General features: G+C 66.5%; 20 protein-coding genes and 1 riboswitch. Of the genes, 4 read left to right on the top strand and 16 right to left on the bottom strand.

Annotated elements, in window-relative coordinates; translation table 11 throughout:
* Positions 1 to 229: 229 nt before the first annotated feature.
* The gene (locus tag BM115_RS03335) at positions 230 to 1,270 is read left to right on the top strand and encodes a CaiB/BaiF CoA transferase family protein (protein ID WP_092290539.1); all 1,041 of its coding nucleotides are present in this window, start codon (positions 230 to 232) and stop codon (positions 1,268 to 1,270) included.
* Here BM115_RS03335 and BM115_RS03330 read toward each other — a convergent pair.
* From BM115_RS03330 to glyA, 16 genes are all read right to left on the bottom strand, one after another.
* Positions 1,259 to 1,891, bottom strand: a complete 633-nt coding sequence (locus tag BM115_RS03330) for a riboflavin synthase (protein ID WP_092290537.1) — start codon at positions 1,889 to 1,891, stop codon at positions 1,259 to 1,261. The genes BM115_RS03335 and BM115_RS03330 overlap by 12 nt on opposite strands.
* Before the next feature lie 42 nt (positions 1,892 to 1,933).
* The gene (gene ribD, locus BM115_RS03325; RefSeq protein ID WP_092290535.1) at positions 1,934 to 3,055 is read right to left on the bottom strand and encodes a bifunctional diaminohydroxyphosphoribosylaminopyrimidine deaminase/5-amino-6-(5-phosphoribosylamino)uracil reductase RibD; all 1,122 of its coding nucleotides are present in this window, start codon (positions 3,053 to 3,055) and stop codon (positions 1,934 to 1,936) included.
* 40 nt (positions 3,056 to 3,095) lie between these two features.
* The gene (locus tag BM115_RS03320; protein ID WP_092290533.1) at positions 3,096 to 3,635 is read right to left on the bottom strand and encodes a GspH/FimT family pseudopilin; all 540 of its coding nucleotides are present in this window, start codon (positions 3,633 to 3,635) and stop codon (positions 3,096 to 3,098) included.
* Position 3,636: 1 nt separating this feature from the next.
* Entirely contained in the window at positions 3,637 to 4,113 is a 477-nt protein-coding gene (locus BM115_RS03315; RefSeq protein WP_092290531.1) for a type IV pilin protein, read from the bottom strand.
* Positions 4,110 to 5,900 (bottom strand): pilus assembly protein, encoded by a 1,791-nt coding sequence (locus tag BM115_RS03310; RefSeq protein WP_255370675.1) that lies wholly within the window; start codon positions 5,898 to 5,900, stop codon positions 4,110 to 4,112. Before BM115_RS03310 ends, BM115_RS03315 begins: the two co-directional genes overlap by 4 nt.
* Before the next feature lie 29 nt (positions 5,901 to 5,929).
* A complete protein-coding gene (locus BM115_RS03305; RefSeq protein ID WP_092290529.1) occupies positions 5,930 to 6,502 on the bottom strand; it encodes a pilus assembly protein in 573 nt (190 codons plus the stop codon).
* Positions 6,496 to 7,428 carry a PilW family protein gene (locus tag BM115_RS03300; RefSeq protein ID WP_143093846.1) on the bottom strand — a complete coding sequence of 311 codons (933 nt, stop codon included), beginning with the start codon at positions 7,426 to 7,428 and terminating at the stop codon, positions 6,496 to 6,498. Before BM115_RS03300 ends, BM115_RS03305 begins: the two co-directional genes overlap by 7 nt.
* Positions 7,425 to 7,829: a type II secretion system protein gene (locus tag BM115_RS03295; RefSeq protein WP_092290527.1), complete on the bottom strand. Its 405-nt coding sequence runs from the start codon at positions 7,827 to 7,829 to the stop codon at positions 7,425 to 7,427. The genes BM115_RS03300 and BM115_RS03295 overlap by 4 nt, the downstream gene beginning before the upstream one ends.
* A 173-nt stretch (positions 7,830 to 8,002) precedes the next feature.
* On the bottom strand, positions 8,003 to 8,449 hold the full coding sequence (locus tag BM115_RS03290; RefSeq protein ID WP_177219838.1) for a type IV pilin protein: 447 nt from the start codon (positions 8,447 to 8,449) through the stop codon (positions 8,003 to 8,005).
* 35 nt (positions 8,450 to 8,484) lie between these two features.
* Entirely contained in the window at positions 8,485 to 13,206 is a 4,722-nt protein-coding gene (locus tag BM115_RS03285) for a pilus assembly protein (protein ID WP_092290523.1), read from the bottom strand.
* A 46-nt stretch (positions 13,207 to 13,252) separates the two neighbouring features.
* Complete coding sequence (locus tag BM115_RS03280) at positions 13,253 to 13,846, bottom strand: pilus assembly PilX family protein (protein ID WP_092290522.1); 594 nt, start codon at positions 13,844 to 13,846, stop codon at positions 13,253 to 13,255.
* Positions 13,847 to 13,852: 6 nt separating this feature from the next.
* The gene (locus BM115_RS03275) at positions 13,853 to 14,692 is read right to left on the bottom strand and encodes a PilW family protein (RefSeq protein ID WP_092290885.1); all 840 of its coding nucleotides are present in this window, start codon (positions 14,690 to 14,692) and stop codon (positions 13,853 to 13,855) included.
* Positions 14,689 to 15,240: a type IV pilus modification protein PilV gene (gene pilV, locus BM115_RS03270; RefSeq protein WP_092290520.1), complete on the bottom strand. Its 552-nt coding sequence runs from the start codon at positions 15,238 to 15,240 to the stop codon at positions 14,689 to 14,691. Before pilV ends, BM115_RS03275 begins: the two co-directional genes overlap by 4 nt.
* Before the next feature lie 4 nt (positions 15,241 to 15,244).
* Positions 15,245 to 15,844 (bottom strand): GspH/FimT family pseudopilin, encoded by a 600-nt coding sequence (locus tag BM115_RS03265; protein ID WP_177219837.1) that lies wholly within the window; start codon positions 15,842 to 15,844, stop codon positions 15,245 to 15,247.
* 237 nt (positions 15,845 to 16,081) lie between these two features.
* Positions 16,082 to 16,549, bottom strand: a complete 468-nt coding sequence (gene nrdR, locus BM115_RS03260; protein ID WP_092290516.1) for a transcriptional regulator NrdR — start codon at positions 16,547 to 16,549, stop codon at positions 16,082 to 16,084.
* Positions 16,550 to 16,684: 135 nt separating this feature from the next.
* Entirely contained in the window at positions 16,685 to 17,932 is a 1,248-nt protein-coding gene (glyA, locus tag BM115_RS03255; protein ID WP_092290514.1) for a serine hydroxymethyltransferase, read from the bottom strand.
* A 182-nt stretch (positions 17,933 to 18,114) separates the two neighbouring features.
* Positions 18,115 to 18,215, bottom strand: a riboswitch (ZMP/ZTP riboswitch).
* 210 nt (positions 18,216 to 18,425) lie between these two features.
* Between glyA and ybgC the strand changes: the two genes are divergently transcribed.
* Genes ybgC through tolR form a run of 3 tightly spaced genes read left to right on the top strand, consistent with a single transcriptional unit; the run spans position 18,426 to position 19,981 of the window.
* Positions 18,426 to 18,830 (top strand): tol-pal system-associated acyl-CoA thioesterase, encoded by a 405-nt coding sequence (gene ybgC / locus BM115_RS03250; protein ID WP_092290881.1) that lies wholly within the window; start codon positions 18,426 to 18,428, stop codon positions 18,828 to 18,830.
* A complete protein-coding gene (tolQ, locus tag BM115_RS03245) occupies positions 18,827 to 19,510 on the top strand; it encodes a protein TolQ (protein WP_177219836.1) in 684 nt (227 codons plus the stop codon). Before ybgC ends, tolQ begins: the two co-directional genes overlap by 4 nt.
* Before the next feature lie 33 nt (positions 19,511 to 19,543).
* Complete coding sequence (tolR, locus tag BM115_RS03240; protein WP_092290512.1) at positions 19,544 to 19,981, top strand: protein TolR; 438 nt, start codon at positions 19,544 to 19,546, stop codon at positions 19,979 to 19,981.
* Positions 19,982 to 19,989: the final 8 nt, after the last annotated feature.

The following is a 19,989-nucleotide window of genomic DNA, read 5'->3' as shown; positions in this document are numbered from 1 at the left end:
AGGGAATACAGCGGGTGGCAGTAGGCGGGCAGGGCCGGAGGCAGGTGCAACAAAGCCGGCGAAATCAAGCCCGCTATTGTACGCCAAGCGGCCGGGTTCGGTCCCGCCCTAGGCCGGCTCTAATATGGCGCATCAGGCACTTATATGCCGCGGTGTGACGGACGACAGTTACGGACGCGGCTGCCCGCTTATCATGTCACTCACTGGATACGTATCGGGAGCCTGCCGCATGACCTTGCCGCTGATGGGAATTCGTGTCGTTGAGTTCGAGGGGATTGGCCCCGGTCCGCTGGCGGGCCGGATGCTGGCCGACATGGGGGCGGAGGTCATCGTCATCGCGCGCCAGCAGAAAGTGGCCGTGGCGGCGCAACTTGGTGGCGATAAGGAGAGTCCGCTGCGGCGGGGCAAGACCATCGTGCCGCTCGACCTGAAGAACCCGGCGGGGCTGGCGGAAGCGCTCGCGCTGGTGGCCGGCGCCGATGCCTTGATCGAGGGCAACCGCCCCGGCGTGATGGAGCGGCTGGGACTCGGCCCCGCCGACTGCGCCGCGCGCAACCCGCGTCTGGTCTATGGCCGCATGACCGGTTGGGGGCAGGCCGGGCCGCTGGCCCAATCGGCCGGACATGATCTCAACTACGTGGCGCTCACGGGCATGCTGTCGCTGTCCGCGCGGCCCGGCGAGACGCCCGCCATCCCGCCGACCGTGGTGGGCGACGCCGGCGGGGCGCTGGGCCTCGCCTTCGGCATCGCCTGCGCGCTGGTCGATGCGCGCGCCAGCGGCCGGGGGCGCGTGGTGGACGGCGCCATCGTCGACATGGTGGCCATGCTCGGCGGTATCGCGCTATGGGTGCGCAACAACGGCCAGATCGACGGCCCCACGCCAAGCCCCTTCCATCAATCGCCGTTTTACGATGTTTATGCCTGCGCGGACGGTGGGCATATCACCATCGGCGCGCTGGAACCGCAGTTCTACGCGCTGCTGCTCGCCAAACTCGGCATGACCGATGTGGATCCCGCTGCGCAGTACGACCACACGACGTGGCCGGCGCTGAAATCGCGATTCGCCGACTTGTTCCGCAGCCAGCCGCGTGCCCACTGGGATGCGCTGCTCGGCGGCACCGATGTCTGCTACGCGCCCGTGCTGAGCGTGGCGGAAGCGGCCAGGCATCCGCACAACGTGGCGCGCGGCATTTTCATCGAACGCCCGGACGGCACGCTCGACGTGGCCGGGGCGCCGCGGTTCTCGGACCTGTCGCCCTCAGAGCAGTGAGACGGACTCGCCCTGCGAGGCGGACAGCATCCGCTCCACGTACCGCGCGATCAAGTCGATCTCGAGGTTGACGCGCGCGCCAGCCTTGAGTTCGTTCAGCGTGGTCACTTCTACGGTGTGCGGGATCAGGTTGATCGAGAACTCGCAGCCTTCGGCCACGTCGCTGACGCTGTTCACGGTCAGCGAGACGCCGTTCACCACGACGGAACCCTTGTAGGCCAGATAGCGGCCCAGCTCGCGCGGGGCGCGGATGCGCAGCTCGTGCGATTCGCCCACCGGGGCAAAGCGCACGACATCGCCGAGCCCATCGACGTGACCGGACACGAGATGGCCGCCCAGCCGGTCGGCCAGCCGCAGTGCCTTCTCGAGATTGACGCGGCCCGGCTTGTCGAGGCCCACGGTCTTGTCGAGCGATTCTCGGGAAACGTCTACGTCGAACTGGCCGTCCTGCATGGCCACGACGGTCATGCAGGCACCCTGGATGGCGATGCTGTCGCCGATGATCACATCGGTCAGGTCCAGTTCGCCAGCGGCGATGCGCAGGCGTACGCCGGCGTCGGCGTTGCCCAGCGGGGAGACGGTGTCGATGCGGCCAACGGCCGCCACAATGCCAGTAAACATGCTTGCCTCGGAATGCGTAGGGTCTGTCTGTTCAGGGTGATGTCAGTGCTTGCTGTCGCCACGGCGGGCAATCAGCCGGAGATCGTCGCCGATCTGGCGCACCTCGTGCCAATGGAAGTCGACGGCGTCCTCGAGCCGGGCCAGCGGTGGCAGGTTGAACATGCCCTGCGCATCGCCCAGCAGCCGGGGCGCAAGGTAGATCAGCAGCTCGTCGGCGCAGCCCTCGCGGATCAGGGATCCGTTGAGCTTGAAGCCGGCTTCCACATGCAATTCGTTGATGCCGCGCTTGCCCAGTTCCTGCAACATGCGGCGAAGTTCGACCTTGCCGTGCGGATTGGGCAGGACCACTACCTCGGCGCCGCGTGCCTCCAGTGCACGCTGCCGCGCGGCGTCTTCCACGGCGCAGAAGACCAGCACGGGCTTGGCGAAATCCCCGGTGTCGCGGTTCAGGATCTGCGCATCGAGCGACACCTCCAGCCGGGAGTCCACCAGCACGCGCTGCGGCTGGCGCGGCGTGGGAATGGCGCGCACGGTCAGCGCGGGATTGTCGTCCCGCACGGTGCCGATGCCGGTGAGGATGGCGCAGGCCCGGGCGCGCCAGGCATGGCCATCGTCGCGCGCGGGTTTGCCGGTGATCCACTGGCTGGTGCCGTCATGCAGCGCGGTGCCGCCATCGAGGGAAGCGGCCACTTTCACGCGCACCCACGGCAGGCCGCGCGTCATGCGCGAGACGAAGCCGATGTTGAGATCGCGCGCTTCTTTTTCCAGCAGGCCGCAGCGTACGTCGATGCCGGCATCGCGCAGCCGTTGCAGGCCGCGCCCGGACACCGCCGGGTTGGGGTCTTCCATGGCGGCCACCACGCGGGCGATGCCCGCACGCACCAGCGCCTCTGCGCACGGCGGCGTGCGGCCGAAGTGGCTGCACGGCTCCAGCGTGACATAGGCGGTGGAGCCGGCGGGATCGTGGCCGCGCGAGAGGGCGTCCTTCATCGCCTGGATCTCGGCATGGTCCTGACCGGCCGGCTGGGTATAGCCCTGCCCGATGATCTCGCCATGCTTCATCAGCACGCAGCCAACGCGCGGGTTGGGCGTGGTGGTGAACATGCCCCGCGCGGCGAGCGCGAGGGCCAGTTCCATGGCGGTATGGTCGGAGTCGGAAAACATGGCGAGGCAGTCTGTGCCGTTAGGTGAGAAAGCAGGGCGATCAGTCGCAGTCGGCATCGGGGCCGGCGCCGCAGATCCGGATGCGCCCCTGGGCGCCGAGCCTGACCTGCCGCTGCGCACCGCGGCATCGCACATGGAACGTGGCCGCGTAGAAACCGCCGCGTTCCGATCGAGAGTATCCCACAGGTGTCAAGCGGAGCGCAGGCGGTCCCTTGGCGCCATCGGTGCCGCGCAGGGTCACGCGCAGGCAGGCGGCATCCAGCGCCGTCACGGCGATGGGCGGCCCGGTGGTCGCCTGGGGTGCCACCGGTGCGAGCTGCCATCCGCCATCGAGCGTGGTGGCGCCCGGCAAGGGCCCGAGCCGGATTTCGACGCGCCGGTTGGCCGCCGTGGTGCGTGCCATGGCCAGCGATGCCGCCAGCCGGTCTGCGGCGTAGGTCACGGTGTGCTCGGCCAGCATGTGGCGCAGGGTGGGCAAGGCGATGGCCGCGAGGATGGCGGCCACGGCCAGCGAGACCAGGAGTTCGGTCAGCGTCATGCCGCTGCGCCGGCGGACATGCGCGATTGCGGTCTGTTGCATTTCAGCACCCTTCGGGCAGTCGAGCGGGCGGATTCGCCGCGGTGAGCAGGGAAAGCCACTCGCCCGTGCTCCGCAGCACGAGGGTGCCGCAGCGCGTATCGACAAAAGTGGGCGTGGCGCGGACTTCGACGCAGCGGGACAGGTCAAGTCCGGCGCAACTGGTGGCCGTCAGCCAGTGCCGGACCGGGGCGGGCGGCGCAGGCACGGGGCGGGGCCAATGGCCGGCCGGGGCGGTTGCGTCTAGGGCGCTCGCAAACGTCGACGCGCTGAGGGCATGCCGCTCGAGCGCCAGCATCGCGGTGACCGCTTCGGCACGTGCCTGCATGCGCCACGCCCGGTGGAAATGCTGCCGCCATGCCGGTAGCGCCATGGCGGCGAGGATCACGACGATCATCAGGGTGATCATCAACTCGACGAGGCTGAAGCCGCTGCTTTGGGTGTGCGGCAGGCAGGGTCGGTGCGTCATGGCGATGCTCATAGCGGTGTCCGGATCAGTTCGCGCCAGCCCAGCCGACCGCGCCGGCGTGTCAGGTAGGCGTGTTGTTGCAGGTAGGCGCCGTCGCCATCGACCTGCCACAGGGCAAGGGAATGGACATCGCGCCGGGAGATGCCGGGCGCCGGAGTGGCACCTTCGATGACCGGGGAGAGGCTGACGAACGGACCACCGAAGGCCGGATCGAACGGCAACCCTGTGATGGCGGCGCCGGGTTTGCCATCGGCCTGCAGGACGGTGACCGACTCCCCGGTAGCGGCGTCGATCAGGTAGCTCCGTGCACGGCCATCGGGTGCCAGCGTGGTGAAGGAGAGATGGGCAGGGCTGGCGGCGTCCAGTGTCTCGATCTGTTCGCCCGGATGGGGTAGCGCGAGCGTCCATCCTGTCGTGCCGGGGGGGTCCGACGAGGGGACGGCACGCAGCACCACGCCGTTACCGCTCGGGATTGCGCGGATCTGGCGTGGGTTGGCTGGCTTTTCGGTGTGGTCCGGAATGGCGGACACGGCGTTGCCGGTGCCGTAGACAATAAGCGGGGTAGCACCGGTGTACGTGATCACGGGTGGTTCGACACTGCCACGTCTGCTGGCGGTCTGGCGATGCAGGCATGTTGCGGGTGGCGTATCGGCGCCAAGGGCGTCGAGGGGGAACCGCCAGAGGCGGCCTACATCGTCGATGGCGTAGGCGGCGCGGGCGGCGCCACTGGCATCGCTCCGCACCGTGACGGCGAGGAGTTGCGTGGTGGCCGTCTTGCTGTCGCAGCCTTGTTCAGGTAGCGGCAGTCGCGGAACACGGCCGGTGGTCGCCCAGGCGCCTGCCGGCCGGTCCAGCGGAAGCAGCGCCAAGGCCGCCCGTGCACCCGCCGGCGTGCCCGGCGCGAGGATGCCGACGGCGAACCAGCGCCGCTCGTTGTCGACCCTGAGCATGGCGGCGCGTAGCGGGCCACTGCCGGTCAGCGGCAAGGCGTCGCTTCCCGTCACTTCCCAGATCAGTTGGATGGGTGTGTCGGCGTCCGGAGTGGATACGTCGAGGACGAATGCGGTGCCGGGCGTGCGCGCCGTAGCGGGTGTGGCGCAAAGGAGAAGGGTGCGCCAGCGGCCGTTTGGGTCAGCATCCACGCTATGGGGCCTTGGGCACGGCGGGGCCGGCACCCGCGTGCCCACGGCGGTTAGGGCGGCGGCTTCGGCCAGTGCGGCGCGCGGTAGGTAGCCGGCGCGTTCCCGGCCCGTCATCGCGTCGAAGCTGTGCAGGATGCCATCGCGCGTGCCCAGCCAGACGGTGGTTGGCCGCAGTGCATGTGCGTTGCGGAAGGCGGTGTGGCCCGGTTGCATGGGCTGCCACGCCGGTGGCGCCACCACGTGCACGCGCGCGCCGGCGGCGCTGGCAAGCCGGGTGTCGCGTGGGCGCATGAGCGGGTTGGGGCGGTTGCCACGAAGCCACGAGAGCCGGTCCGCGCCGTGGGTGTCGGGCTGGCCGGTTGTGGGATCGATGTTGAGATGTTGCTTGGCCTCCGCATCGATGGCGGGCCACCGCAAGGGCGTCAGCCGCGTCCCGCCCAGATAGAGGCGACGCGTGTCCGTGTCGCGCTGGTCGAGCCTTTCTCCCGCTTCCCAGAGGTGCAGTACCCCACGCCGGTTGGCATCGGCGGTGGTGCGGAAGCCGATGGCATGGAGGCGCCCGGTCCAGGGGTAGCCGGCAGGCGCCACACGGTAGCCCATCGGCAAACGGCCGGCCTCGCTGGCAACGGCGCCGGGGCAGCCGCTAAGCCCTAGCACGATCCCGATGCACCCCATGACAAGGCGGATCATGGCTGGAACTCCGTCTGGAGCAGCACGCGCACGGACGGATCGCGGCCAAGGCCGAGCGCGGTAATGCGGAAGCGCGGCCACTGCGCCGTGCCGGCCAGTGTCTGGAGGGTCTGGTGGTGGTCGAGGACTTCGATGAGGTAGCGGGGCGGATGCGTCGCCCCGGCCACGCCTTCGGGCAGATCGGGCAGGCGCGCCCCGGTGAACGCACCAATCGATAGCGCCGGGACGCTCTCGGGTGGGCTGCCCTCGATCCATGGCCACCAGGCCGGCTGGCCGGTGCCCGTTCGACAGATGGCGCGCTGGGCCTCCACGCCGCAATGGCCCGGGTCCGGCCACGACGCCAGCCGAGCATGCGGCGACGCGGCAGCCGCAAGCAGATCCGCCTCCGCATCGAGCAAGGCCGCCTCCGCCGCGCGGAACGCGATCTCGCGGTCCAGTTGCAGCCCTGCCAGTTGACGGCCGGCGTGGAGGAAGTGCATCGCTGCGGCGCAGACGCTGGCCGTGAGCACCAGCATCGTCGTGACGAAAGCGAGAGCGGCGATGCCATCCTGCGTGCGGCGGGTCAGCATAGGGTCTCCAGGCAGGGCGAAGGGTTGCGCAGGCGGAAGGTGGTGGTGAAGACGCGCCGGCGGACCGCATGCCGGGTCGCAGGGGGGAACGACAAGTCCTCGTCGGCGTCGCCATGGGTCAGCGCGGGCAGCAGGGTCAGCGGCTCCGGCCGGGTCGTCTGCCCGGTAGCGCGGTCGCCCCGGATCACCAGTGCGATCTGCACCGTGCGCACGCGATGCCAGCCGGCATCGCCCTGCGCCCGGATGTCGCGGGCGCGGAGATAGGTGTCCGCCTCCCCGTCGCCGTCCCGGTCGACGCCATAGCGCAGCTGCATGGCCTCCACGCCACGGACGAGCGTCCCCGAGGTGTAAGTGACGGCTTGCATCTGGCGCCCCTGCCGGCGCGGATAGCGGCACAGCAACTGCGGCACGCCATCACTGCCGAGGCCGATGTACAGCAGGTTCATCGCGGCGTGATGCGAGGTGGGCACGCCATCGACCGGTTGGGCGGTTGCCGCCAGCGCATGCCCGCCACAGTCGGTCATGGTGCCGTCGGGCCGCGTGGTCGCATCGCCGCTGCTGCTGCCGGAGAAGCGCAGGCGCAGGGCATCGCTCTGATGCCGGCCTCGGGTGCCGCACGGGGCAGATAGATCGACGGCGGGCTGGCCGCAGTCGTCGTGGCCCTCGAGCGGCGCGGTTGGCGCCGGATGCCCTGGGGTGAGCGAGGCCCGACCGGGAATCCAGCCCGCCTGACGCACCAGTTGAGCGACGATGCCCAGCGCCCGATGGCCGCGCTCCGCCATCATCACGCTGTCCGCGACGTTGGCGTATGCCTGCCGGACGACTTGGAACGTGGTGATGGCCAGTACGGATGCCAGCAGCCCGAGCACCATTCCCACCATCATCCCGGTGAGCGTGAACCCACGCTGGCGAGGGCGACGCGTCATGGCGCTACCCATAGCGCCACGTGGGCGGGAGGTGCCGTCATGCCGGGCGAGGCGTCCGCCGTAATGCGGACCGGCCCGGCCAGCACAATGCGCGCACCGGGCGCGCAGAGCGGCCGAGCGCCGGCCCCGACGCCGAGCGCGCCACACAGCTGCGCGTGGCGCCCGCCGGGCGGCACCATCGAACCGGCACCGGCCGTTTCGGCGAACTCCGACGCCCACTGCGTGGTCTGCGCCAGACTCTCCTGCTCACCCGCCAGCCGGAGCCACAAGGGGCCGAGCACGGCCAGCGGCATGGCGCCGATGCCGATGACGGCAAGGCAGATCAGTGATTCGAGGAGGATGTAGCCGCTGGAGCGCCGCTGAGGGCGGCGGCCGGAAGGGGAGGGTGGAGCAAGGGACATGGCGCATCGGTTCGAACAGAACGGATGTCCACGATAGCCTCGGGCGAGGCCCTAAAACGTGTCCGGATGTGGAGGTTTTGTGGAAGTTTGTGTCCGAGGTCGACTCGGAACAGAGCCAAGCCGGAGACCCGGCTTTGGCCCGCGCACGGGTCATGCGCGGGCCGGGGAAACGGCTACCAGCACTCCGCCAGGCTTGCCGTGCCCGTCTTGGTCTTGGTATTGAGGTTGTCGATGCCGAGGGTTCCGCACAGCGCGTCGGCCAGCTTTGGCGCGGCCGTGAGGGTGTAGCCGGTGGCATCGGCGCCGCCGGTCACGGCGATGGTGATCACATGGCTGCCTTGATCGCAGGTATCCCCGGACCCCGTAGTCTGGGCGGCGCAAGCCAGTACCTTGAGTTGGGCCGGGTCCGACGAATACTTGTTGTTCACCGTGAAATACCGCTCCTGGGCACCCTGCACGCGTGCCAGGGCGGCCTTGGCTTCGGTGCGGCGCGCCTTGGTCACGTACTGCCCGTACTGCGGGTAGGCAATGGCGGCCAGGATGCCGAGCACCATGACCGTGATCATCAGTTCGATCAGCGTGAAGCCTTGCATGCGCTGCCGCAGTCCTGTCCGGGTCATTGCCGTTCTCCGTCTTGTTTCATGTTGCACCGCCATCAGTGCAGGATCTCGCGCCACGACAGGCGACCGCTCGGCTTGTCGGCGCTTTCCGTGATGGTCTGCGTGCCGCCGCTCGAGCCGGACATCAGCTTGCACTCCTTGCCCGGGCCGCAGTCGATGATAGGCGGCTTCGGCGTGATACCCACCGTCGAGCCGACGCCGCTCACCACCACACCGTTGACCGTATCGTTCTGGTCGATCTTGCCGTCGCCGTTCAGGTCCACCGGCGATTCACTGAGACGAGCGCCGCTGAACGTGCCGACTTCGTAGATGAAGCTCGAGCCGCCGCTGTCGCAGACCTCGGTGGACGGCGTCATCGTGACCAGCACGACACGTTTGCCACGGATCAGGGCGTCCGTGACCACCCGCTCGCCGAGTTGGGCGTAGGTTGGGCCAACCAGAAGGTCCATGTACCAGCCCTGGACCCCTCCAGGCGTCAGTTGCACCTTTGTGTCGGTCGAGATCCGGTAGGTGAGGCCGTTGGAAACCCCAGCCGACAGCGTCTTCTGTTCCTGCAGCATGCTGCGCGTGATCGTGCCCTGCGCGGCAATGTTCTGGTCCCAGATGCCGTACAGCGACTGGGTCGAGAAGTTCGAAGGGTCGCTGTTGTCGACGTACCGGCCCGTGCCGAACACCACCATGTAGCCGCCGGTCGGGTTGCGTGCCACGTCCGGCTGGCCGGTGATCGGTTGACGGTTGCCGGCACTGTCCTTGGCGGTGAACATCAGCTTGCGCGTGGACTGCCACTTCGAATCGGTCTTGTCCGAGACGTCGAACTTCCAGAGGTTGCCGAGCAGGTCGCCAGCGTAGAGGAAGTCCACGGTACCGTCGCCGTTGACGTCCGCCGGGAGCACCGAGGCAATCCCGTTGGACGCCGTCGCGGTGGCATCGTCGAGCGTCAGCTTGAGATAGTCCGTGCCGGGCGTCCAGCGCTTCGAGCCCCGCACGCGGTCCAAGTAGACGATGAAGATGGAGCCACGGCCCGCCGTGCTGTTGTAGCCGTTTCCGAAGATCGCCACCCACTTGCCATTCGACATCTTGACGATTTTCGGCTGGCCCACCACGTGGCCGAGATCGGCGTCGGCCGAGCTCGGGAACTCCCACAGCACGGTGCTGCCTGCGGTGTTCTCGCTGACCGACTCCGGATCGGTGACGTCGAGCGCGAACACCCCACGGCCGCCGAGGCCGAGGCCGCTGACCAGCACGGTGCGCCAGTTGCTGTTGACCTTCGCATCCTTGACGGCGGGTGTCCCGTCGACCGTGTAGGTGTGGACGTAGTCGAGGTTCGTCAGGGTGGGCAGCTTGCTGTACACCAGGGACGGCACGTAGGCGAACAGCTCCTTGCCGCCGTCTTCATCCTTGGCGGAGAACGCGTGCATCATGCCGTCGTTCGCGCCCACGTAGAGTACTGGCTTGCGGGACCGCTTGCTCAGCACGAACTCGGCGTAGTCGTTACCCGCGTAGCCGGCGTTGGGCGGGCCCACGTACTGCGGGCTGGAGTTCACGATGTCGCCCAGGATGGTGGTGGGGCGGGCGCGGAACTTGCCCGAGGCATCGCCCTCATTGCTCTTGTCTCCGCGCAGCCAGTTGACGCGCTTTGTGCCGTCCGCGCCGCCCGTATTCATGATGGTCTGGAAGTCGGGGGGCAGGCTGTCGTAGCGGAACGGAATGCCCGCGCCATCGGGATCCACACTGTTGTACGTGAGGATCGCGCGGTTGGTGGGTGCGATGCCGCGGAGCGTCTGGCCGGCGTCCCAGATGGCCGGGAGGACGGCCTCGCCCTTGGCATTCAAGGCAAAGTTGAACAACTGGCCTGACCAGTCGGAGCCGTTGAAGCGCGCCTGGTAGGACCGTGTGTTGACGTCCAGCCGCGACGAGCTTGCCGCGACGGAAGAGGACGACGAGGTGGCCAGGATCGAGATGAAGGCACGTTCCAGCGCCGCGCTCAGCGCGCCCGGGTTGGTGGCGTAGAAGTAGTTATCGGGCAGGCCATCCGAGCCGCCGTCGCCATTGGACAGGCGGACGTCCCATTCGGTCTGTTTGTTAGGGGTCTTGTCGCCGTCGCTGTCCTTGAAGCCGCCCCACTTGGCGGCGTACTGGAGCGGGTCGAGGAACTGCGAGCCCGCGTTGCCGGTTACGCTGTAGGTGACGCTCGTTTCCGCATCGCCCAGATTGCAGTTGCTGCAGCCTTTGACGCCGGTCGGGTCGGTGTAGTTGAAGCCGTAGATGCCGGAGTGGAAGTGCGGGCCGTCCTTGTCGGTGCCGGACACTACGTAGCCGAAGCCCTGCCCGTTGCTCGAGGAGCCGGACACCACCTTCGTCGACACCGTGATGTTGCCGCCGGTGACGGAGTAGCTCAAGATACCCCAGACGTCCTGGTCGTAGTCGCCACCGGCCACCGAATCTTCCCAGCTCACGTAGAAGCGGCCGCTGCTGCCGTCCTGCGAGATCACCTTGAAGTCAACCAGCGTGCCGGTGCTCGGGTCAACGTTGGTCGGGTGCAGCTGGTAGGACGGCATGATCGTCACGGTCTTGCCGTTGACGTTCACGTTGATCTTGGGCGTATTGGTCGCCAGCTGCACGGCGTAGGTGGAGACCTTCAGCGCGGCGTTGCGAGTGGTTTCATCGGCGGAAGTGACGTCGAGGTCCGTCCGGATGCGGTTCATGTGCGCGAACAGCGCCGCGCCCGCGATCTGGAACGTGCCCTTCTGGGACGGTCCTTCCGGGCAGATCCCGAGCACGTTGCTGAGCGAGCCGACCTTCTTGGCCGAGCACACATTGTCGATGATGCCGCCGCTGACCCCGCCCGCGAACCAGTTGCCGTTGTCGATGCCTTCCCCGGTGCCAACCTTGTTGGTCCAGTCGCTGATTGTCGGCGATCCGGCCAGATCGCTCAGGCCGCCCAATTGGTCGTTGTCGTAGGAGGAAACGCTCGAGTTGAACACCAGCGCATTGAGCGGTGAGCAATAGGGCGCCCGCTTGGGGTTCGACGCCGGCAGGTTCATCGGGTTGGCCCACGTCGCGGTCGTCAGGCCGAGGGCCACATCCTTGCCATTGGTCTTGGGTGCGAAGTCGGCGTTGGCCGTCTTCCCGGCGAAGTAGCGGAGCGTCTCGACATAAATTTCCGAGATCGGATTGCCCCATGTGGAGCAATTCCCCTCGTTGGCCGGCTTGTTCTGGGCGTTCTGGCCGCCGCTCGGTTGAATGGCGGTTTGCTGATAGTTGCAGCTGTCTGCGCTGGTGTAACCCCCATCGCTATAGCTGTAGCCGTATGGGCGCAGCTTGTCGATGTTCCAGACAATGCCCTTGACCGGGGTGGCAGCGCGGTAGGTAAAGATGCCAGAGTCAGGGTTGATCTCGGTCGAGAAGTTCGTCACGTTCTGGCGCAGCACACCACCTGAGATGTTCTTGTCGTAGGTGCCCGTCATCAGCCCGAACAGCATCTGGCCGGTTTCGCCATACTTCTGCAGCAACCCGTACGGCTTGTACGCATTGCCGTACTGTTTGCACGATTCGCCGCCGATCATCCCCGTTACGCAGGCCTGCACGCGTGCGTTGAACGTGCCCTTCGCCTGCCCCGTGCCGGTGCCCCGAACCGACTGCGACGGGTTCTCGGCCGACGCGTTGATGCCCGATGTTGCGGCGCGGTTGCCGTTCGAGGAGCCGGAGACAGTCTTGCCGTTGGTCTGAGGCAAAAAGCTGCTTTGGGTGTTGCTGGCCTCGCTGTACCAGTTGCACTGCCATTTCTCGCTGGCGCCCCAGGTGGCATAGTTACCTTTGACTACGCGCAATTGCGGGGCCTGCGTGTTGGCCTGTGAGTTGAGATTGCTGCTGTCTTTCGGGGTGACATTGCAGATGGTCAGGCCGCCGCGCGTGAGATTGGACACGGTCCACGACGAATAGCTGTTGCTTGCGCCGGCCGGCTTGGACACGCTGTCCGCGTAGATTGCCATCGTGATGGCGTTGCTATTGCCAATGCTGCTGATCCAGCCGGTCAGCGATGTGCCGGCCGGAGCGCTGCCGCGCGGAACCAGCCGAATCTGGTCGCCGATCTGCATCTTGGAGTTGTCGCTCACCGTCAGCGTCACCACGTCGGCGCGCAGCGTGATCTGGGTGGACGACGTCTGGGTCTCCACCTCGGAAGGCAGTTCCAGGTCTACCGGCACCAGTTTGCGCAGGTCGGTGCCGCCGTAGTACTTGGCCCAGGCGTGGGCGTCCATCGGCAGGAAGGCGCGTTCCAGCACGGTGGTCGTAGCCGTGTCTACGGCGCGTGTGCCGCCGTAGAGGATCTTGCGCACTTCGTCGATGCGGCTCATCGACACCCAGTTCAGGAAGTTGCCGCTCCACTTGGTGCCGTCGCAGTATTTTGCGCTGTCAGCCATCGCGGCGGGCACGAAGCCCTGGATGCTGCTGCTGTCATAGCTGTAGCATTTAGCCGAATCGAAATAGCCCGCGTAGGTGATGCGCGAGCTATACGTCGAGTCCAGGATGCCGTCGCCGTCCAGGTCGGAGTAGTCGTTGTACGCCTTCTGGTGAAGCGAATGATCCTTGGAGAGATCGATCATTACCATCGGCGAAACGCCGCCGCCTGCATAGAGGGGCTTGGTGGACAGGTTGAGCTGTGCCGCCGAGGCGGAGGCCACGGCGAGCAGGAACGATGCTGCAAGCAGTACGGCTTGCAGGCGGCTCGCGGGTCGGTGCAGAAGGAACGGTTTCATGGTGCGCCCAGCGGTTGGAGGGTTGCGCGACACGGTTCGGGAAGTATCAGAAACGCACGACTTCCTGGATCATCACCTTCGTGCTCGGGTTGGCCCCGTAGCCGATGGCGCTGACGCGGAAGACGTACTTGATGTTGCCGGCCTCGAGGCTGCCTTCGTTGATGTCGGGGATCGATTCGATCAGGTAGCGTGGCTGCCTCGAGACGCCGTTGGAGCCGGCGGCGGCCACGGTCGGCAGCTTCTGGTCGGCAGTCAGCAGCGTCACTTCGCCGAGTTCCACGGACCGGGCGGGATCCTCGAGGTACAGGTCCCATGCCGGCTTGCCCGTCACGGCGGGCAGGCAGAAGCCCTTGAAGCCGGCGACGTCGCAGGTCAGCGCCGCGCCGGTGACGCCGGAGATGAAGCGGATGTTGCGGATGTCGTTGCGGGCATCGCGCAGCGCTGCCTCGGCAGCCTGGAGCGCGATGTTCTGGTCGCGCGTGTTGCGCGCCATGCGCTCGGACGACAGGCTCGACATGCTCGCCGCCAGCCCAACCAGCGTGAGGATGATCAGGAACAGCAGCACCAGCACCAGCGAGATGCCGCGCTGCCCCTGGCGTCGATGCAGGCGGGCGCGCGGACGGGGAAGGATTCGCGTCATGTCGTGTCAGTTCAGGCGGTTGCGGAGGGCGATGAAGAACGTGGCGTGCTTGCGCAGGCGGCCGTCGTTGGCCATGTTCATGACGCTGCCGGCATCGCCGGCCGGGGCGGCGTCGTTCTGGGCATACGCCTTGCCGAAGTGGTTCAGGACCAGCGAGGTCGGCGCGGCGTTCGTGGTGCTCTTGCCGCGCAGCACCAGCGAGACACGCAGGGCGCGCACATTGGCCATGTTCGCCGCGCCGGGGCGGACGAAGCGGTTGACCGTCTGGTCGCCGTCGGTATCCTCGCCCAGCAGGATCTGGAACGCCTCGACGTTGGGGAACAGCGGCGTGGCGGCCCCGTTGACCGTGCACTGGAGCCAGGGCACGCCGGCCGCGTCGTTGATGATCGAAAACACCTCGGTCATCAGGATGTTGCCGTTCACATCGTTGCCGGCGCAGTCGATCATGGTGCCGTCCGGCGTCGGGGCCGTGGGCGTGCCTGGCACCGCCGCTGGGTCGGCCCCCGGCGGCGACGAGCCGAAGTAGCGCACGGTCAGTGTGTCGCTGGCATTGACGCCGGTATCGTTGGTGGCTTCGAGCGTCTCGTTGACACCGAAGCTGTTGTCCAGGAATGTGAAGTCGGAATAACCGGCCTGGCGGCCCTGCCGTTGCAGCAACTGCGCGATGGCGCGCGAGTTCTCCTGCACTTCGGCGAGATCGCCCTGGGTGTTGTACGAGCGCTGCTGCGCCAGGTAGAGTGAGATCACCACGATGACCAGCAGCATGCTGATCACCATGCCGACCATGAGTTCGACCAGGGTGAAACCCTGCGCGCGGCGCCTCGGTTTGCGGATGGACGTAGTCATGGCACGAAGGCGGTCACGAATCGTTGGGGGGTGTCCTGGCCGTCCTCGCGCCACCAGATCTTGATGACGTAGGGCGCACCGTTGACGTTCTGGCACTGCGGGTCCGCGGCGTCGCCGTCATTGGGGGAAGCGTCGATGCAGATCATGCCGCTGGCGGCGGGCAGCGCTTCCTTCAAATCGTCCAGCCAGGCCGCGAAGCTGGCCCCGGCCATGGCGGCCGGCGTGCACCCCTTGGCCGCGTAGCAATCGGCGTTCGGTACGCCATTCGGCTTGTCGAACGCGCCGGCCGTCATGGCGACCTCATTGCTGCGCATCTGGTCCGCCATGTTGTAGGCCATGGTGGTGGCGATGTTGCGCATGGACGCCGTGCGGGCATCGACCAGCGTGCGGAGCTGCAGCATGGCCAGCGCCAATACGCCGATGGCGAGCACGACGATCGTGATCAGTGACTCAATCAGCGTGAACCCGTCATGGCGCGCGCGCGTGGGCGTGCGCAGTCGAACCGGGCGGGCACGTCTCGGTAGGCCGTTCTGTGGGGAGGGCGACATGGCGTCAGATGCAGGGCGTCTGCTGCTGGGTTTGGGGGCGGCCGCTGCCGGTCATGCTGACGGTCTGGCCGGGCAGTTCGGAGTTGCGTTCACAGAACCGCCAGGTGGCCGTCGGGGAAGTGGAGGCGCCCGAGGACCGGAACCGCACCAAATCGGGTGTGGCGCCCAGGTTGCTGGCTTCCAGGGTCAGGGTCGGGGTCGGTTCGTCGCTGTAACGCAGCACGTCGTCCGTAGGATCGACCACGCCGTCGGCGTTGAGATCGGCGAAGATCACGCGCCGCTGGTTCCAGTCGTCGGAGCAGGCGTTGCCAGTGCCCACGGGACAGATCGTGACGGTGCTGTTGCGCCGTGCCGCTTCGCTGCGGGCCGCTTCGATCTCGGTGAAGAACTTCGACGATTCCGTCGCGATGCGGCTGTTATGCAGGAAGGAACGGAAGTTGGGGATGGCCGCCGCCGCGAGGATGCCGAGGATCGTCACGGCAGTCAGCAACTCGATCAGCGTGAAACCGCCGATTAAGCGCGTCTGAGAGCGGTGGAGATGCCCGATGCGGGCGCGGCTGCGCGGCTGGCTGGCATGCTGCGGCGACCCCATGCCAGCGGGCATGGACGCAGGCCGAGCAGGCGTCAGCAAGCCCACTGCCCAAAGGCAGAAAGACTGACCCATTTGTGACTCCCGTCCAAAAAATCGAACTGTTCTTTTGCTTTTCTACGGGCGGCGCGTTGGAGTTTTGCTGCGCCGGAGCCTCTGTTGGGCCCCGTTTACGCCGTGCACGCGCTCGCCATCCGGCCTCCTTACCCGAAGGAGGTCAGTGCAGATTAGACAGCTTTTTTTACGAAGTAGCTACCCCTTTCGTGGGGTAGGCGGGGAAAACTCGTCGAGTACGTCGCGAAATTCCGACACATCTTCAAAACTGCGATAAACGGAAGCAAAGCGGATATAGGCAATTTTGTCGAGTTTGCGCAATTCGCGCATAACCAGTTCGCCCACCTGGCTGCTGGCGATCTCTTTCTCGCCCAGCGCCAGCAGTTTTTCTTCGATCCGGGTAATGGCCTGGTCGATGGCCTCGGCGGACACCGGCCGCTTGCGCAGGGCCAGCCGCATGGAGTCCTTGAGCTTGCCGCGCGTGTAGTCCACGCGGGAGCCGTTCTTCTTGACGATGGCGGGGAAGAAGAGCTCGATGCGCTCGTAGGTGGTGAAGCGGCGGTCGCAGGCTTCGCAACGCCGGCGGCGGCGCACCGTGTCGCCGTCCTCGGAGACGCGACTGTCAAGCACCTGGGTGTTGGAATGACCGCAGAAGGGGCATTTCATGCCGGACCACCTGAAGATATATGCCGGGCCGCATTATCGCTCGCGGTGTGCAAAAGGTAAAACGGCGCTGCCGGGGCAGCGCCGTTCGTCACGCGCACTATATAGATAGGCGCGATGCCGGTTGTGGGCCGGATATCAGCCGTAGACCGGGAAGCGGCGGGTCAGGGCGGACACCTGCTCGCGCACCTTGGCGATATTGGCTTCGTCGTGCGGGTTGTCCAGCACGTCGGCGATCAGGTTGCCCACCTGGCGGGCTTCGTCTTCCTTGAAGCCGCGCGTGGTCATGGCCGGCGAGCCCAGGCGCACGCCCGAGGTCACGAACGGCTTTTCCGGATCGTTCGGGATGGCGTTCTTGTTCACCGTGATATGGGCGTCGCCGAGGATCTTCTCGGCTTCCTTGCCGGTGATCTGCTTGGCGCGCAGGTCCACCAGCATCACGTGGCTCTCGGTCTTGCCGGACACGATGCGCAGGCCGCGCGCGATCAGGGTCTCGGCCAGCACGGCGGCGTTCTTCACCACCTGTTGCTGGTAGGCCTTGAACTCCGGCGTCAGCGCTTCCTTGAAGGCGACGGCCTTGCCAGCGATCACGTGCATCAGCGGGCCGCCCTGGATCCCCGGGAAGATGGCCGAGTTGATGGCCTTCTCGTGCTCGGCCTTCATCAGGATCACGCCACCACGCGGGCCGCGCAGGCTCTTGTGGGTCGTCGTGGTCACGAAGTCAGCGTGCGGCACCGGGTTCGGGTACACGCCGGCGGCGATCAGGCCGGCGTAGTGAGCCATGTCCACCATGAAGTAGGCGCCAACATCCTTGGCCACCTTGGCGATCCGCTCGAAGTCGATGCGCAGGGCGAAGGCCGAGGCGCCGGCGATGATCATCTTCGGCTTCTTCTCGTGGGCCAGCTTCTCCAGCGCGTCGTAGTCGATGTCTTCCTGGGCGTTCAGGCCGTAGCTGACCACGTTGAACCACTTGCCGCTCATGTTCAGGGCCATGCCGTGGGTCAGGTGACCGCCTTCGGCCAGGCTCATGCCCATGATGGTGTCGCCCGGCTTGAGCATGGCGAAGAACACGCCCTGGTTGGCCTGCGAGCCCGAGTTCGGCTGCACGTTGGCGGCTTCAGCGCCGAAGAGCTGCTTCACGCGGTCGATGGCCAGCTGCTCCACCACATCCACGTACTCGCAGCCACCGTAGTAGCGCTTGCCGGGATAGCCCTCGGCGTACTTGTTGGTCAGCTGCGAGCCCTGGGCGGCCATCACGGCCGGCGAGGTGTAGTTCTCGGACGCGATCAGCTCGATATGGTCTTCCTGGCGCTGGTTTTCCTTCTGGATCGCGGCGAAGACTTCGGGGTCGATCTGCTCGATGGTGAAACGGCTGCGTTCAAACATGGCGTGACTCGTCTGTAAAAAAGGGATGCCGATGCACTTTTCGGATACGAACAGGCAATCGGGATACATCTCGGGGGTTTCGCAGAACTTCGCGATTAGGGCGCGCGGGGAAGGCATTGGCGTCCCGCACCAGTGACCTCTATATATAGAGGTCGTCCGGTGCAGGGCGCACCCTGCTTCCCATTCGCTGCCCAGGCGAGCGGCAGGCGTTTGTGATTCACGCCAGATAACTTGCGCTTCCTCGTGGTAGTACCCACTGACTTCGCCAGTCGCGCAAGATGGAATGGTTGCCGCAGAGTTTACGCGAGGCCGCGCCGCGCCGCAAGGCGGTGCCAGAGGGGGTAACGCGGGGGCAGGGCAGGCCGGATGTGGCGGGCGGTGCATCGGGCCAGCTTCCCGCAAAGCCGCGCGGCGCCTGGCTCGCAACTTGCTGTTGCATTTCTCCTGCGGGTTTACCTGCGGCGGGCCGTTGCGGTCCGTTACAATGCCGGCCATGCCGAACTATGTCTGGCCGCTGCGCGTGTACTGGGAAGACACGGATGCCGGCGGCGTGGTGTTCTACGCCAACTACCTGAAATTCTTTGAACGGGCCCGGACCGAATGGCTGCGCTCGCTCGGGATCGGTCAGCAGGACCTTGCCGATACGTCCAATGTGGTCTTCGTGGTACGCAGTACTGCTGTGGAATACAATGCGCCCGCCCGGCTGGACGACCAGCTGGAAATCCGCACCGTGATTGAACGGGTGGGGCCTGCCTCGGTCCAATTCGCCCAAGAAGCGTGGCGCGACGACCTCCAGCTGGCCAGCGGCAAGATCCGGGTGGGATGTGTCGATAAAGACACATTTCGTCCGGCCCCGATTCCTGCTCCTGTTCTCGCAACTATAAGAAACGCTCGATGAATCCGGTGACCGTCACGCAAGACCTGTCGATTATCTCGCTGGTGCTGCACGCCAGCCTGCTGGCACAGGCCGTCATGGCGCTGCTGCTGGTGATGTCCCTCTTCTCGTGGACCTATATTTTCCGCAAGCACCTGGCGCTGCGCGCCGCGCGCAGCCAGACGGAAATCTTCGAGCGCGACTTCTGGGCCGGTGGCGATCTCCAGGCGCTTTATAACAGCGCCGTCAACAACCGCCACAACACCGGCGCGCTCGAACGCATCTTCGAGTCCGGCATGGGCGAGTTCCTGAAGGCCCGCGAGCGCAGCAACGACGCCGGCGCGCTGCTCGACGCCGCCCGCCGCGCCATGCGCGCCGCCTACCAGCGTGAGATGGATGTGCTCGAGTCGCACCTGCCGTTCCTGGCATCGGTAGGCTCGGTCAGCCCGTACATCGGCCTGTTCGGTACGGTGTGGGGGATCATGAACGCCTTCCGCGGCCTGTCGAATGTGCAGCAGGCGACGCTTGCATCCGTTGCGCCTGGTATTGCCGAAGCCCTTGTGGCCACGGCCATCGGTCTGTTTGCGGCGATTCCGGCCGTGATCGCCTACAACCGATATGCAACGGAGATCGATCGTCTGGCCATCCGCTTCGAGAGTTTCATGGAAGAGTTCCTGAACATTCTCCAGCGCCAGACCCGCTAATCCACCTCATTCATCGCATTCGGAGCACTAGCCATGGCAGCCATCCAGCGCCGCGGCGGCTCGCGCCGCCGGGCCAGCGCCGACATCAACGTCGTGCCGTACATCGACGTGATGCTCGTGCTGCTCGTCATCTTCATGGTGGCGGCCCCCATCGTGAATCCGGCCGTGGTCGACCTGCCTTCCGTGGCGCAGGCCACGCCGCAGCAGAAGGCGCCGCCCATCGTCGTGTCCGTGCATGAGGACGGCACCCTGACCGCGAGCGGCAAGGACAACGCCGGCAACGCCTTCGAGCGCAAGCTCGACAAGCGCGGCCTGCTGGATTTCGTCCACCAGCGCCAGAATGAGAACCCGGACCAGCCCGTGGTGATCGCCGCCGACCGTGCCGTGAAGTACGAGGCGGTGCTCGACGTGATGTCCGTACTGAAGGCCGACGGCGTGAAGCGCGTGGGCCTGATGGTCAAGTCCAAGTAAGCACCGCG

It is taken from the genome of Cupriavidus sp. OV096 (assembly GCF_900115455.1).
In the GTDB taxonomy this organism is placed as follows: domain Bacteria; phylum Pseudomonadota; class Gammaproteobacteria; order Burkholderiales; family Burkholderiaceae; genus Cupriavidus.
Note: the sequence above shows the minus strand (reverse complement) of the source record. Positions and strands in the feature narration are given on the sequence as shown.

Bases quoted from the DNA above. Each gene is read 5' to 3' on its own strand.
- BM115_RS03335 (WP_092290539.1), top strand. From the start codon at position 230: ATGACCTTGCCGCTGATGGGAATTCGTGTCGTTGAGTTCGAGGGGATT.
- BM115_RS03330 (WP_092290537.1), bottom strand. From the start codon at position 1,891: ATGTTTACTGGCATTGTGGCGGCCGTTGGCCGCATCGACACCGTCTCC.
- ribD (WP_092290535.1), bottom strand. From the start codon at position 3,055: ATGTTTTCCGACTCCGACCATACCGCCATGGAACTGGCCCTCGCGCTC.
- BM115_RS03320 (WP_092290533.1), bottom strand. From the start codon at position 3,635: ATGCAACAGACCGCAATCGCGCATGTCCGCCGGCGCAGCGGCATGACG.
- BM115_RS03315 (WP_092290531.1), bottom strand. From the start codon at position 4,113: ATGAGCATCGCCATGACGCACCGACCCTGCCTGCCGCACACCCAAAGC.
- BM115_RS03305 (WP_092290529.1), bottom strand. From the start codon at position 6,502: ATGCTGACCCGCCGCACGCAGGATGGCATCGCCGCTCTCGCTTTCGTC.
- BM115_RS03300 (WP_143093846.1), bottom strand. From the start codon at position 7,428: ATGACGCGTCGCCCTCGCCAGCGTGGGTTCACGCTCACCGGGATGATG.
- BM115_RS03295 (WP_092290527.1), bottom strand. From the start codon at position 7,829: ATGTCCCTTGCTCCACCCTCCCCTTCCGGCCGCCGCCCTCAGCGGCGC.
- BM115_RS03290 (WP_177219838.1), bottom strand. From the start codon at position 8,449: ATGACCCGGACAGGACTGCGGCAGCGCATGCAAGGCTTCACGCTGATC.
- BM115_RS03285 (WP_092290523.1), bottom strand. From the start codon at position 13,206: ATGAAACCGTTCCTTCTGCACCGACCCGCGAGCCGCCTGCAAGCCGTA.
- BM115_RS03280 (WP_092290522.1), bottom strand. From the start codon at position 13,846: ATGACGCGAATCCTTCCCCGTCCGCGCGCCCGCCTGCATCGACGCCAG.
- BM115_RS03275 (WP_092290885.1), bottom strand. From the start codon at position 14,692: ATGACTACGTCCATCCGCAAACCGAGGCGCCGCGCGCAGGGTTTCACC.
- pilV (WP_092290520.1), bottom strand. From the start codon at position 15,240: ATGTCGCCCTCCCCACAGAACGGCCTACCGAGACGTGCCCGCCCGGTT.
- BM115_RS03265 (WP_177219837.1), bottom strand. From the start codon at position 15,844: ATGCCCGCTGGCATGGGGTCGCCGCAGCATGCCAGCCAGCCGCGCAGC.
- nrdR (WP_092290516.1), bottom strand. From the start codon at position 16,549: ATGAAATGCCCCTTCTGCGGTCATTCCAACACCCAGGTGCTTGACAGT.
- glyA (WP_092290514.1), bottom strand. From the start codon at position 17,932: ATGTTTGAACGCAGCCGTTTCACCATCGAGCAGATCGACCCCGAAGTC.
- ybgC (WP_092290881.1), top strand. From the start codon at position 18,426: ATGCCGAACTATGTCTGGCCGCTGCGCGTGTACTGGGAAGACACGGAT.
- tolQ (WP_177219836.1), top strand. From the start codon at position 18,827: ATGAATCCGGTGACCGTCACGCAAGACCTGTCGATTATCTCGCTGGTG.
- tolR (WP_092290512.1), top strand. From the start codon at position 19,544: ATGGCAGCCATCCAGCGCCGCGGCGGCTCGCGCCGCCGGGCCAGCGCC.